Annotated in this window: 8 protein-coding genes and 1 pseudogene; 4 read left to right on the top strand and 5 right to left on the bottom strand. The window is 57.2% G+C overall.

What is annotated here, in order from left to right; genetic code table 11:
* The first annotated feature begins 73 nt into the window (after positions 1–73).
* The 3 genes from ACVWVP_RS26800 to ACVWVP_RS26810 all read left to right on the top strand — a co-directional run bounded on the left by ACVWVP_RS26800 (position 74) and on the right by ACVWVP_RS26810 (position 3120).
* Positions 74–706, top strand: coding sequence for a LysE family translocator (locus tag ACVWVP_RS26800; RefSeq protein ID WP_457408969.1), 633 nt, complete (start codon positions 74–76; stop codon positions 704–706).
* A 78-nt stretch (positions 707–784) separates the two neighbouring features.
* A complete protein-coding gene (locus tag ACVWVP_RS26805; RefSeq protein WP_457408971.1) occupies positions 785–1843 on the top strand; it encodes a diguanylate cyclase in 1059 nt (352 codons plus the stop codon).
* A 47-nt stretch (positions 1844–1890) separates the two neighbouring features.
* Complete coding sequence (locus tag ACVWVP_RS26810; RefSeq protein WP_457408974.1) at positions 1891–3120, top strand: M20/M25/M40 family metallo-hydrolase; 1230 nt, start codon at positions 1891–1893, stop codon at positions 3118–3120.
* 167 nt (positions 3121–3287) lie between these two features.
* Here ACVWVP_RS26810 and ACVWVP_RS26815 read toward each other — a convergent pair whose 3' ends face one another.
* Positions 3288–3497: a hypothetical protein gene (locus ACVWVP_RS26815; protein ID WP_457408976.1), complete on the bottom strand. Its 210-nt coding sequence runs from the start codon at positions 3495–3497 to the stop codon at positions 3288–3290.
* Between the two features lie 250 nt (positions 3498–3747).
* The gene (locus ACVWVP_RS26820; protein WP_457408978.1) at positions 3748–4149 is read right to left on the bottom strand and encodes a hypothetical protein; all 402 of its coding nucleotides are present in this window, start codon (positions 4147–4149) and stop codon (positions 3748–3750) included.
* Positions 4150–4155: 6 nt separating this feature from the next.
* On the opposite strand from ACVWVP_RS26820, the pseudogene ACVWVP_RS26825 reads away from it, so the two are divergent.
* Positions 4156–4650, top strand: a pseudogene (locus ACVWVP_RS26825) (M20/M25/M40 family metallo-hydrolase); the annotation flags it as partial.
* Positions 4651–4743: 93 nt separating this feature from the next.
* Here ACVWVP_RS26825 and ACVWVP_RS26830 read toward each other — a convergent pair.
* The 3 genes from ACVWVP_RS26830 to ACVWVP_RS26840 form a co-directional block, all read right to left on the bottom strand.
* Positions 4744–5394: a hypothetical protein gene (locus ACVWVP_RS26830; RefSeq protein WP_457408980.1), complete on the bottom strand. Its 651-nt coding sequence runs from the start codon at positions 5392–5394 to the stop codon at positions 4744–4746.
* A 2-nt stretch (positions 5395–5396) separates the two neighbouring features.
* Positions 5397–10040 carry an RHS repeat-associated core domain-containing protein gene (locus ACVWVP_RS26835; RefSeq protein ID WP_457409078.1) on the bottom strand — a complete coding sequence of 1548 codons (4644 nt, stop codon included), beginning with the start codon at positions 10038–10040 and terminating at the stop codon, positions 5397–5399.
* Between the two features lie 134 nt (positions 10041–10174).
* Positions 10175–13258, bottom strand: coding sequence for an efflux RND transporter permease subunit (locus ACVWVP_RS26840; protein ID WP_457408983.1), 3084 nt, complete (start codon positions 13256–13258; stop codon positions 10175–10177).

A 13258-nucleotide genomic window follows, 5' to 3' on the forward strand; every position in this document is an offset into this window, starting at 1 on the left:
TAGGCCTGACTTTACCTGCCTTGTGCAATGCCGATTGCCTAGACTGCGCGCTCTCTCCCTCAGGTCCATGGTCATGACAAGCGCGTTAACCCTGTCCTCGTTTCTCTACTTCCTACTGTTCTGCGCGACCATGACCTTCAGCCCCGGTCCCATGACCCTGATGTTGTTGAGCCTGGGCCTGCGCGACGGCTTGCGCAGTTCGATCCCGGCGCAGATCGGGGCAAGTGTGTCGTACCTCATCTCGATCCTGATCTTTGCCGTGGGCTTTTCCGAGCTGATCCGGGGTTACCCGGTGATTACCCAGGTCATCCAGGTGGTGGGCGTGGCGTACATCCTGCACCTGGCGTACAAACAGTGGACCAGCGGCGGCATCGCGATCGACCGGATTGGCCATGTGGAGGCCGCGCGCAGCCGGTTCGGCAAAGGGCTGCTGACCGGTTTTTCCAACCCCAAGACCCTCATCATGTTCAGCGCAGTGTTCCCTCAGTTCGCGGGGAGTGGCGGGCACAGCTCCATGCTCGACATTGCGATCCTCGGGCTGACGTTCCTGGTGCTGCAGTTCATCAGTGGCTGCCTGTATTGCTATTTCGGCCAGCGCATCCAGCACGTGCTGGAAAACCCTCAACGGCAGAAAATGCTGCAATGGGCGACGGCCGTGCTGCTGGTGGGGGTGGCGCTGATGCTGGCCCGTGGTTTCACCCATTGATCGGGCTTATGAGCGGTAGTGGCGATTTGACGCTCCGCTGATAGACTCCAGGCATTCATCAAGGATCACACCCTCACCATGACGGCTGCCGGAGGAAATGGACTTCCGCTCGCTTCACGGTTGTACAAGTCGCGCACACTGGGGCTGACGCTCGGTTTTGTGTGCGTGGCGTTTGGCATGTACCCGTTGCATCCGCCGGCCTGGGTCTGGGTGTGGATGGTGATCAACGCCTTTGTCTGGCCACACTTGGCGTTCCGCATGTCGCTGCGGGCTGCCCATGCGTTGCGCAGCGAGCGACGCAATTTATTGTTCGATTCGTTTTGCGGCGGGTTCTGGGTGGGGGCGATGCACTTCAACCCGCTGCCAAGCGTGACGACCCTGTCGATGATGACCATGAACAACGTCGCCATCGGCGGCCCGCGCTTCATGCTCGCCGGTTGGGTGGCGCAGGCGTTGGGGGTGGGCACGTCGCTGCTGCTCTTCACCCCGGCATTCATTGCCGTCACCACCTCCGCGCAGCTGTATGCCTGCTTGCCGATCCTGATGCTGTATCCCCTGGCGCTGGGCTGGATCTGCTACCGCCAGGCCGTGACCCTGGCGCGGCACAAACGCGAACTGCTGGCCCTGAGCCGCACCGACAGCCTGTCGGGCCTGCTCAACCATGGCGCGTGGAAAGACCACCTGGAAATCGAATTCCAACGCTGCCGTCGCGGCCCGGCGGGCGCTGCGATTGCCTTGATCGACATCGACCACTTCAAGGTCATCAATGACACCTACGGCCACGTGACCGGCGACATCGTGCTGCGCCAGCTCAGTAAGGTACTGCGCCAGAACTTGCGCGCCACCGACCTGGCCGGGCGGTACGGCGGTGACGAATTTTGTGTGATCCTGCCGGATATGCCGCTCAACCGCGCCACCGAAGTGATGGACGCCCTGCGTGATCGCTTCAACGCGTTGGCCTACGCCCAAGACCCGACGTTGCGCGTGAGTTTGAGCATCGGCCTGGCGCCCTACCAAGCGACTCACGCCGACTCCACCAGTTGGCTCAACGATGCCGACCAGGCGTTGTACGAAGCCAAGAGCAGCGGGCGCAACCGGGTCAGTTCGGTACAGGGGAGTTGGTTACGCTCGGTTTAGTGGGGTAGGGTGTTGCGGCACCTCATCACAAAAACAAGGATCGGTTCATGCTTTTCACCTTCTCCCGTACCCTGCTGGCCGCCACCCTGGCGTTGTCCTTTGCCGTGCCAGCCTACAGCGCCGAACCCCACAAACAGATCCAGGCACAGGCCGAGCAATACAAGCCCGACGCCCTGAAACTGCTGGAGCGTTTGGTGAATATCGATTCCGGTTCTGGCTACGAGCCAGGTCTGACCCAAGTGCGTGATATTGCCGTCGACGAGTTGAAACAACTGGGGTTCTCCATTGAGCTGGTGCCGGACAAAGCCGCCAACAACAGCCATGTGATCGCCACCCTCAAAGGCACCGGCAAAGCCAAGATCCTGCTCATGGCCCACATGGACACTGTGTTCAAGGAAGGCTCGGCCGCCGAGCGCTCCTTCCACATCAAGGACGGTCGCGCCTACGGCCCCGGCGTGATGGATGACAAGGGCGGCATCGTCGCCGGCATCTACGCGCTCAAAGTGCTCAAGGACCAGGGCTTCAAGGACTACGCCCAAATCACCTTCCTGCTCGACGCCAGCGAAGAAACCGGCTCTGACACCGCCTCCGACCTCATCCGCAAAACCGCCAAGGGCCACGACGTGACCCTCAACCTCGAACCCGGCCGCCCCGCCGATGGTTTGGTGGTGTGGCGCAAAGGCAGTGCGACGGCGGTGGTCGAAGTCAAAGGCAAGGCCGCTCACGCCGGCGTCGCGCCAGAGCTGGGCCGTAACGCCGCGATGGAAGCTGCCCACCAGATCTTGCAGCTGGGCAAGCTGGGGGATGAAGAGAAGAAAACCACCATCAACTTTACCGTGCTCAAGGCGGGCGACCGCGTCAACGTGATCCCAGACCAGGCCATCGCCAAGGCCGACGTGCGCGCGGCGCTGCCGGAAGAATTTGACCGTATCGAGAAAGACTTGGCGCGGGTATCGGCCAACAAGTTGATCCCCGAGACCGAAGTGAAGACCTCGTTGCAGCGCGGCCTGCCGCCGATGCCACAGACGCCGGAGTCGGACAAGCTCGTTGCGATCGCCCAGGGGATCTATGGCGAGTTGGGCAAGAAACTCACGGTTGAAGGCAGCGGCGGTGCGGCGGACGCGAGCCTGTCGGCCGGGGTCGGGACGCCGACGTTGGACGGGTTCGGGATTGTGGGCGGCAACATCCATACGCCGGAGGAATACGCAGAAGTGGAAAGCGTAGCGCCACGTATCTACCTGCTGAGCCGGATGATCATGGAGCTGAGCAAACGCTAGTCCTTGTAGTGAGCAGGCTTGCCCTGCGCTGGGCTGCGAAGCAGCCCTAATCTATCCAGGCGAATCTGCCTGAAGAAATGCGGCGTCTGGGTTGGGGCCGCTTCGCAGCCCGGCGCGAGCAAGCTCGCTCACTACAGGGGTGTGAATTACGTTTGCCGGTGTAGGTGTTACCACGTTGATGAGTCTTCGAGACTGGCTTTTTGGAGGTCATCTTTCCAGACCTCATTGGCGAGTCGATAAATGTCGCTGAAGAAGCCTCGCGGGTCGATGATTTCTGTTTCATTCCAAGCCATAATTTTATATTCGTCGTGATCGTTTTTAAATTCTTTCGAAAAGTCAAAGTTCAGATTGTCGAGTGCGTTTTTCAGAGCAGACATCAACACGAAGCGATGTCTGTATGACAGGTACATAAGGTCTTTTAAAACAAAATAAATGATAATTTTGTCTCTGTCTTTTTGGGTGTTAGGGTCGTATTTCCATAGTTTTTTCCAACTGTTTCCTCAAGGTCGTATATCGATAGTGCCCCTAGTATGTGCGAAATGCTGGGAGTATATGGAGCTTTCATGAAGGGGCATTTCAGCATTGGATACTCATATGAGAGGGTAGCAAGTGATCGAGTCAGGACGCTTATGTAAGACTTGAAAGTTTTAATTTTTTATTTGATTGCCCTTGATTGATTTTTATTGCCTTGCTGCTGTAGCGCTTGAGGCTTTCAAGCAGTACTTTCATGAATTGTCTTTTGTCCGTTATTTCATCTTCAAAGTATGTGTCGAACAGATAAAAGACAGTCTCAAAGTCATCGCCTTTTGAAAGGTATAGTTCAATGGTATCTATAAACCATATCTGTTCATCCTCTCTGTATGAGAGGAATTCAGGCTTTGTCAATATATTAAAAAGCTCTGCAAGCTCAGTTTCACTGTTGACGTTTTTTGAAGCTATGATCTCTTCTCGTTCTAAATTTTTGGTGTTTTCCGTGCAATATGTGAACAAAAGGCCTTGGAGTATTTCGAGATTCGGTTTGTTTTTCATCTATCGATCCTGCAGTTGGGCAAGCTGGGGGATGAAGAGACGAAAACCACCATCAACTTCACCGTGCTCAAGGCGGGTGACCGGGTTAACGTGATCCCTGATCAAACCACTGCCAAGACTGACGTGCGTGCGGCGTTGCCGGAAGAATTTGACCGTATCGAGAAAGACCTGGTGCGGGTATCGGCCAACAAGTTGATCCCGGAAACCGAAGTGAAGACCTCGTTGCAGCGCGGCCTGCCGCCGATGCCACAGACGCCGGAGTCGGACAAGCTCGTTGCGATTGCCCAGGGGATCTATGGCGAGTTGGGCAAGAAACTCACGGTTTAAGGCAGCGACGGTGCGGCGGACGCGAGCCTGTCGGCCGGGGTCGGGACGCCGACGTTGGACCGGTTCGGGATTGTGGGCGGCAACATCCATACGCCTGAGGAATACGCGGAAGTGGAAAGCGTAGCGCCACGTATCTACCTGCTGAGCCGGATGATTATGGAGTTGAGTAAGTAATGATTTGAATTGGGGCTCATCCATTTAATTTTGATGAGCCTATTCAGTATTCTATTTGCATGCAGGATGGACTTTGGCCTTAGATTGGCGTGATTATGATTTTTGCGTGTTATTTATGTAGTGATGGATATCTGAAGTGTTTATTTCATTAAAGTAGTTTTTTGCTTGCTCTAGGATTATTTTGTTTTCAGACGTGGTCTGGTAGATAAGCTGAGCTGCGGCGTGCGTTTCTGTATCGTAAAACCTGCATAATAATATGCTGGCTTGAGATTCTAAGAATATACTGATATTTTGGGGCGTAATGCGGCTTTCAAGTACGGCCATGTTTGACCAGAGTTCTTCTATTGAGGTCTCTGTTTTTTGAATAACTAGAATAGTGTCATGTGAACCTTCCAATGCTAAATTCTCTATTTCCGATGGATTGCTTGGCATGACCTTGATTGTGGAATAAATATTATTGTTTTCATTTTTTTTACATAGGTCTCCGTTTTTTAGTGTTTTGGCTATGTCTTTTTTAAATATGTACTCTTCTGTTAATGAGTTGAATTCGGAGTTTGTTGATGAGTACCACTGTCTTTTAATGGGCCAGTCTTTTGATAGCGTACCCATCAAAGTGCACCACGCCCCCCAGACGCTGGTAAAGTCGTGATCTACTAGGGTTGTAGTAGTGAATTTTGCGTCGGACATTGGATGTGGGCTTTCCCATGGCCTTATTCCAAATTCATTTATATATACTGTTCTCATTTTTATCTCTCGAAATAAGTGTGGGAGTCATCGCCGATTTTCAAGGGGGTTTTTATTTGGTTCACTGTGTTTTTTGTGTTGAAGTGGGGGCCGTGATTTCCTTGCTTATGTCCCAGTGAATGTTCATAAATTGTAGTGAGGTGATTTTTTTTCAAGCTGAACACATACACTCGGCCCAAAATATAATGATCTTGATCATAAATGGACGTCCGATAAGCCTTTATCGGCTGAGTGCTATGCGGTATGCCTCCAATTTCTTTTTCTCTTCTAAAAGCTTCTTTTCTTGATAACTTGGAATCAGAGCCTTTGGGTGGCTCTACGTCTCCTTCATTTATTTTAGTGCTTTTCGACGGGTCTTCGAAACGATGCTTCGGCTTACAGCCATCTCCTCCAGGACATGTGCTTAAACCTAGCGGATCCACCCACCCCGTAGGATTGGGCACGTACCGGTACGCATTGATCCCACCCGCCAGCTTCACCGGGTCCGGCGTCAGGTAACGACCAATATCCGGATTGTAGTAGCGATGCCGGTTGTAGTGCAGCCCGCTTTCCTGATCGAAGTACTGGCCCTGGAAGCGCAGTGGGTTATCGATTTTTCCGACGTCAAGGCGGCTGATTTCTCCGTAGGCGCGGTAGTGGGCGGACCAGACGATTTCGCCGTTGGGGGCGGTCAGTTCCTGCGGTGTGCCGAGGTGATCGAGTTGGTAGTGGAAGGGCTTGGTTTGTTTGGGGCCGAAGCCTTCCAGCAAAGCCAGCGGCCTGAAGCTACCGGGTTCGTAGAGGTAGCTGCGGTGCCGATCCTTGTGATGCTCGGCAATCAGCTTGTCGCCTTGCCAGAAAAACTCCGTGGTTATGTCATCAACGGTTTTGCTGATCCGCCGCCCAAACGGATCGTATCGGTAACTGGCGGTCTGCCCATTGGGTTGGGTGATACCGATCAGCCGATGCTGACAGTCATAACGGTACTCGGTGACCAGTGCGTGCCCACGCCCACGCCGCTCACGGATCAGGTTGCCGAACGCGTCATAGTCGTAATGCCGATCCCCCTGAATCATCAGCCGATTACCAGCCACGATGTCCGGGCCGGGGCGGTTTTGCATGAGCAGGTTGCCGGCCGGGTCGTGGGCGAAGCGTTCTTGCAGGTCTTGGGAATGGTCGGCGCGGGTGAGGCGGTTCAGCGGGTCGTAGGTGTAGTCGTGCTGGCCTTTGCGGGTATCGAGCAGGCGGGTGAGGTTGCCGGATTTGTCGTAGGTGTAGTGGCGTGCGTAGAGGTGGTGTTCCTGCTGGGTGACGGTGTGGGCGTGCAGGCGTTGTTGGTCGTCGTAGTGGTAGTGGCTGAGCAGTTGGCCTTGTTGGCGTTGGTGTTCCTGGCCGGCTTTGAACAGGTGGGAGGTGAGGACTTCACCATTGAGTTCGACCGTGGCGAGGTGACCGCCCTTGGCATGATTAAAAACAAGACGGTTGTTGTCGGGCAGGCGCAGGTTTTGCAACTGGCCACAGGCGTCGTAGCCATAGCGCAAAGTGCCCCAGCCTTGGTGTTCGGCGGTGAGGCGGTTTTGGCTGTCGTACTCGTAGGCCAGCGCCCAGTGACCGTCTTCGACGCCGAGGAGGTTGCCTTGGCGGTCGTAGGTGTAGTCGACGGTTTTGCCGTCGGGGAGGGTTTTTCTTACGAGGCGGCCAGCAGGATCGCGCTGGTATTTAGTAACCAGCTGACTGCCGTCGTCACCGTGTTCGGTCTTTTCCTGCAGGTTGCCATTGAGGTCGTAGACGTAGGCCGTGCGCTGACCGTCAAACCCTATCTCCTGCTGGATCAGGCCGTTTAGGTAGTAATCGAGTTTGTAGGTCTCGCCAACCTCGTTTTCGATTTCAGTCAGCAACAACCGCGCATTGTCGTAGCGATACTTGACCTGGGTGCCGTCGGAATTGATACGACGGCTGATCAGATGCAGCCCATCGGCATACTCGTAACGAGTAACGCGGCCTAACTCATCCCGCTCAGACGTGATTTTTCCATAAGGGTTGTAGCTGTATTCCCTACAAGCGCCCCCCGGCAACACCACCCGAACCAGTCGCCCCACGCTGTCCCACTGATACTGGGTCAGCGCGCCATGTTCGTCCTCCCGCGCCACCTGACGCCCGAGATCGTCATAGCGATACCGCTTAATCCCGCCATTCGGCAACTGCTCCTCAAGCAACTGCCCACGCTCATTCCACACCAGCCGCTGACAACTGTTATCCGGAAACCAAACCCCCGTCAGCTGCCCATATTTGTTGTAGCTGTAGTCCGTACTGTGGCCGTTGGGATCAATCCTGCGGGTGATATCGCCCCTGTCATTACGTTCATATTTCCAGACTGCCTGACCGCGCCTTACAACCCGAACGAATCCGTTGTCATGCTCGTAGGACGTCGGCTCATCGTCCCCCGGAAACAACGCCACCAAACGCCCAGCGTCGTCGTACTGATAGGCCGTGATCGCGCCCAGTGGGTCCTGCTCAACCGTCAGCCGGCCTTTTTCGTCGTAGGATTTGAAGTGTTCAGCGCCGTCCGGATCAACACGCTGCACCAGCCGCGCACGCCCGTCATGCACATACACTTCCTGGCTGCCATCGGCGTTAAACACCGTGACTTGCCCGTTGTCATCCCAGGCATAGCGCGTGTCCATCTGCGAAAAGCTCGCCCAGTGCCGGACACAGCGCGCCGCCTTGCCAGATCGTTCCCACTCCCAGAAGAAACTCGCCCCACCGGCCAACTGGCGTTCAAGAATGACGTGCTGATCGTCGTAGCGATAAACCTCGCTTTCACCTGCGGCGTTGGTCGCACTGATAAGCCGGCCAAGGTCGTCATAGGCGTAGGAAACAACGGTGTACTCGGTAACCCAGACAAACTCACCCGGCCCTTCGGCCCGATGAATCTGATAGTCCACACCAACAATGCGGCCCGACGAATAGCGCAAGAACAACGACCGCCCGACGCCGTTATCCAACCGCTCAATGCGCCCCCTGAAATCCCGGGAGATACGCAGCCAGTTGTCATACGCATCGCTGATCGCTGTCAGAAAACCATTAACGAAATGGTAGAAGCGCGAGCCTTGCGCCAGCACTAATTCATCCGGCAACACCCCCAGATAAATCGCTGCTTCGGCCAAGCTGTTGGTGATCGCAGGGCGGGCGGAGGAGGGCAGCGGAAACTCAGTCGAGCGGTTCTCATGATCGGTCCACACCACCGAATCACCGGAAACCTCCAGCCGGTGCGCCAGCGCATGACTCCAACCAAACCCCAACCCGCAATCCACTTCCACGGCGCTGGTGCGATAAAGCCGCGTCCACTCGAACGGCAATATCCCATCGAGCGTGCCATCGGTTAGGGTGAGCAATTCCTCACCGGTGACCATCGACACCGGACAACCGTTAGTGCACGTAGTCGCTGAACAGGTCGCCGCATCACCGTTCTGGTTTTTCCCGGACACCGGCACGTCATCGACCTGTTCCTGCCTGACCAGCACCGTACGCTGTGCAGCCTTTTCCCGAACTACCGGCACCGGGTTTGAAACCAGGTGATTCCCAGCCTTCAACGGCACAGCCGGGATCATCTTGATCGGCGTTGCAGGCCCCCCAAGCAATAAGGGTCTAACCACCTCGACATGTGCGTCCAAACGGGGCCCTACAAGCTGCTCCGCCAACATCTCCAGCCATTTACGCACTCGGCCGGACTTGATATGCCCCAGCACCTGAACCCCGAGGCGCACCGTTACACCCATGCCTGCCATTGCCCGAATCAGCAACAGGCTGATCAGGATCTCGCCGGTGATTTCGCCCATCACCTCGTTCATTTCCTGCGGTGGCAACATCCGAATCCAGCTGGATATCGCCGACACATAAATGAACAACAGCGGCTCGTCATTGAGCACCAGCAAACCCTTGGCAATGGATTCGCTGCCCAGCTTCAGCAGTTCATCTAGTTCGGCTTGCGACAGGTAGTGCAGCAGCTTTTCACTGTTGGGCTTTATATCGGCCAGCAAGTCGAACAGCTGGGTGAGGTTGTCCCAAAGGCTGTACAACGCCTTGCCCATGCCACTCAGAAACGCTGTCTCCAGCATCCGGCGTCGGTCAAGCGGGGTGGCGTCGGTATAGTCTTTCCACTGGGTTTCGAAGGTGCTTTTCCAGGCTTCACGCAAACGCGTTTCCAACCCTTCGATCACAGTCTGGTAAGACGCATACAGCGCCTTGACGTGGTCCTTGGAAACGTTGGGATAAAAGGTGACCTGGTAACGTTGATCGCGGGTGCAATCCTTGACTTCAAGAATGCCGCTGGGGCCGATGGTGCGATGAAGGGGAGGGCCGATTGGGCTGCCATCCGGGGCGATGGCTTGGAGCATCACGGGTGTGTTGCCGATTGGCACGAACTGGGTGCTTTCAAACAGGTGCACCAGCGTCAGCGAACCCTGTGCGTCGCACATGCCGACGGTGGGACTTGGTGCTTTAGAGGAGATCGGCGCGACCAGCGCTACTTCATCGCCGACCTTGAAGACCTGTTCGACTTCCAGCGCTGAAAAGCTCCAAAAGCTTTCCGCCCAGTCATCAAACGTGTTCAGGCATTCCCGGAAATCGCGAAAGACGGCTTCGACATCGACCGTCTTCACGTCCATTGGGGTCAGGGCGAGCCTGCCAATGGCCGGGTTCAAGAAACAGCTCCAACAACAAGAAAATCCATCTGCAATCCTTCGCACTGTGTGATCAGGCGAAGGACTTTGCAGTGGTTTTCAGGCGTTTTCTGTAGAGCTTATCCGGCGGTCACGTGCGAGGTTTCAACAGCATTCGTACGCTTTCGGCCCAGCACCAAACTGCACAGCGCCGGCAGGAACAACAGCGTCAACACCGTGCCCACCAGCACCCCGCCGATCAGCACATACGCCAGCGACGACCAGAACACCGACAGCGTCAGCGGAATGAACGCCAGCGCCGCCGCCAGCGCGGTCAATATCACTGGCCTTGCACGGCGCACCGTGGCTTCGATGATCGCCTCGCGAATGGCCATGCCGTGTTCCTCGTTCTGGCGGATCTGGTCGGTGAAGATCAGCGTGTTGCGCATCAAAATACCGCCAATGCCGATCAACCCCAGGATGGCGTTGAAGCCGAACGGCTGGTTGAACAGCAACAAGGTCGGCACCGCACCGATCAGCCCCAGCGGGGCGGTGGCGAAGACCATGAACATCACGCCGAACGAGCGCACCTGGAACATGATCACCGTGAGGGTCAGCAGGATCATGATCGGGAACAGCGCCGCCAGGGCGACGTTGGCCTTGGCGCTTTCTTCCACGGGGCCGCCGATGTCGATCTGGTAACCAGCCGGCAGCTTGGCGATCAGCGGTTGCAGGTCTTTGTAGGCGGCCATTTCCACGTCGGGCGGTTGCACGCCATCGATGATGTCGGCGCGTACTTCCACCGTGGTCGCTCGGTTGCGACGCTTGAGGATGGGCTCCTCCATCACCGCCTGGAAGTGCCCGACCTGGGCCAGCGGTACCGAGGTGCCGGCGCTGTTGGTGAGGGTCATGTTGTTGAGGTTGCCCAGGTTCTCCCGCTGGCTGCCCTGAGCACGGGCCACCACCGAGACGGTGCGGTTACCCTCGCGCACTTCGGTGATCGGGTTGCCACTGAGCAATGCATTGAGCTGCGACTTGACCTCGTTGGGCGTGAAACCCAACAGGCGCAGGCGGTCCTGATCCAGCACCAGGCGATAACCGCTGGTGCGCTCGCCCCAATCGAGGAAGACGTCCTTGGTCAGCTTGTTGGCCGCAACGACTTTGCGCACCTCTTCAGACAGGCCGCGCAGTACATCCACGTTCGGCCCGGAGACGCGGAACACCACCGGGAACGGCACTGGCGGGCCGAACAGCAGTTGGGTCACGCGCACCCGTGCCGATGGAAATTCACCCGCCGCGATGCGTTCACGCATGCGCAGCTTCAAGGCGTCGCGGGCATGGGAGTCCGGGGTCTGCACAATCAGCTTGGCAAAGGCCGGGTCGGGCAACTCGGGGTTCAGCGACAGGAAAAAGCGTGGCGCGCCGCCGCCCACATAAGTGTCCACCAAGCTGGTTTGCGGTTCTTCCAGCAGGGCTTTTTCCAGTTGCGCCGCCACCGCCTCGGTGCTTTTGAACGCACTGCCAGGCGGCATGTACACCTCCAGGATCAGCTCGGAGCGGTCGGAGTTGGGGAAAAACTGCTTCTTCACCACGCCCATGCCCAGCCCGCACAGCACAAACGCGGCCACCACCAATCCAGTGACCAGCCAACGGCCGCGCACGCAGGCCTCCACCAGGCGGCGCAGCTTCTGGTAGTAGCGACCGGCATAGATCGCGTCGTGGCCACCGGGCACGGGTTTGATCTGTGGCAGCAATTTCACGCCGAGGTAGGGCGTGAACACCACCGCCACCAGCCAGGACGAAATCAACGCAAAGCCGACGATCCAGAAGATATTGCCGGCATATTCCCCGGCGCCCGAGCGGGCAAAGCCCACGGGCAGGAAACCGATGATCGTGACCAGCGTGCCGGTGAGCATCGGCGCCGCGGTGGAACTCCAGGCAAAGGTCGCGGCATGAATCCGGTCGAAGCCTTCTTCGAGTTTCACCACCATCATTTCGATGGCGATGATCGCGTCGTCCACCAGCAAACCCAGGGAAATGATCAGCGCGCCCAGGGTAATACGGTCGAACTCGCGCCCGGTGAGCAGCATGATCACGAACACCACCGACAAGGTCAGCGGCACCGCTGCGGCCACCACCAAGCCCACACGAAACCCCAAAGCCAGCAGGCTGATAACCATTACCACGGCCAGGGCGACGAAGAACTTGAGCATGAATTCATTCACCGCCAGGCTGATGTTCTTCGCCTGGTCGGACACCTTGGCGAAGTTCACGCCCAGGGGCAGGTCGGCCTGGATTTTGGCTTCCTGGGCCTTGAGGCTCTTGTCCAGTTCGAGGCCGTTCCAGTGCTTCTCCATGATCACCCCGAGCATCAGCGCCGGGTCGCCCTGATGGCGAATCCGATAGCTGGGTGGATCCTCATAACCTCGGCTCACGCTGGCCACATCGGCGATGCGTAGCAGCCGGCCGTTGACTTCCAGCGGCACGTTTTCAATCAGCGCCAGGCTGTCAAAGGCGCCGTCGATGCGGATGTAGGCGCGGGCGCCGGCGGTTTCCACGAAGCCTGAAGGGGCCACGGCATTCTGGGCGGCGAGGGCGGCGAAGATCTGGTCGGGCTTGATGCCCAGGGTTGCCAAACGCTCATAAGAGAACTCGACAAAGATGCGCTGCGCCTGCTCGCCGAGGATATTGACCTTCTTCACCCCCGGCAGGTTGAGGAACCCCTGGCGCAGGTCCTCGGCCATCTGCACCTGTTGCCGATGGGGCAGGTGCTCGGCTTCCAGGGCGTACAGGGCAAAGTACACATCGGAATATTCATCGTTGAAGAACGGCCCGATCACGCCCTTGGGCAGTTTCGAGGCTTCATCGCTGAGCTTCTTGCGGGTCTGATAGAACAGGTCTTGGATTTCGCTGGGCCGCGTGGACTCCTTGTAGGTCATGCGCATCGAGACAAAGCCCGGTTGGGCGATGGTCTCGACGCGGTCGTAGTAGTCCAGTTCCTGCAGGCGTTTTTCCAGGCGATCGGCCACTTGCTCCTGCATCTCCTGGGCGGTTGCCCCGGGCCAGGCGGCGGTGATGGTCATCACCTTGACGGTAAACGAGGGGTCTTCGGCGCGCCCCAGTTTGCCGAACGAGAAGATCCCGGCCGCGAGGATCGCGATGATCAGGAACAGCGTGACCGCGCGGTGCTTGACCGCCAGTTCCGAGAGGTTGATGCCGCGCAT

The organism is Pseudomonas sp. TE24901, from assembly GCF_054058375.1.

Bases quoted from the DNA above. Each gene is read 5' to 3' on its own strand.
- ACVWVP_RS26800 (WP_457408969.1), top strand. From the start codon at position 74: ATGACAAGCGCGTTAACCCTGTCCTCGTTTCTCTACTTCCTACTGTTC.
- ACVWVP_RS26805 (WP_457408971.1), top strand. From the start codon at position 785: ATGACGGCTGCCGGAGGAAATGGACTTCCGCTCGCTTCACGGTTGTAC.
- ACVWVP_RS26810 (WP_457408974.1), top strand. From the start codon at position 1,891: ATGCTTTTCACCTTCTCCCGTACCCTGCTGGCCGCCACCCTGGCGTTG.
- ACVWVP_RS26815 (WP_457408976.1), bottom strand. From the start codon at position 3,497: ATGTCTGCTCTGAAAAACGCACTCGACAATCTGAACTTTGACTTTTCG.
- ACVWVP_RS26820 (WP_457408978.1), bottom strand. From the start codon at position 4,149: ATGAAAAACAAACCGAATCTCGAAATACTCCAAGGCCTTTTGTTCACA.
- ACVWVP_RS26830 (WP_457408980.1), bottom strand. From the start codon at position 5,394: ATGAGAACAGTATATATAAATGAATTTGGAATAAGGCCATGGGAAAGC.
- ACVWVP_RS26835 (WP_457409078.1), bottom strand. From the start codon at position 10,040: ATGGACGTGAAGACGGTCGATGTCGAAGCCGTCTTTCGCGATTTCCGG.
- ACVWVP_RS26840 (WP_457408983.1), bottom strand. From the start codon at position 13,258: ATGCGCGGCATCAACCTCTCGGAACTGGCGGTCAAGCACCGCGCGGTC.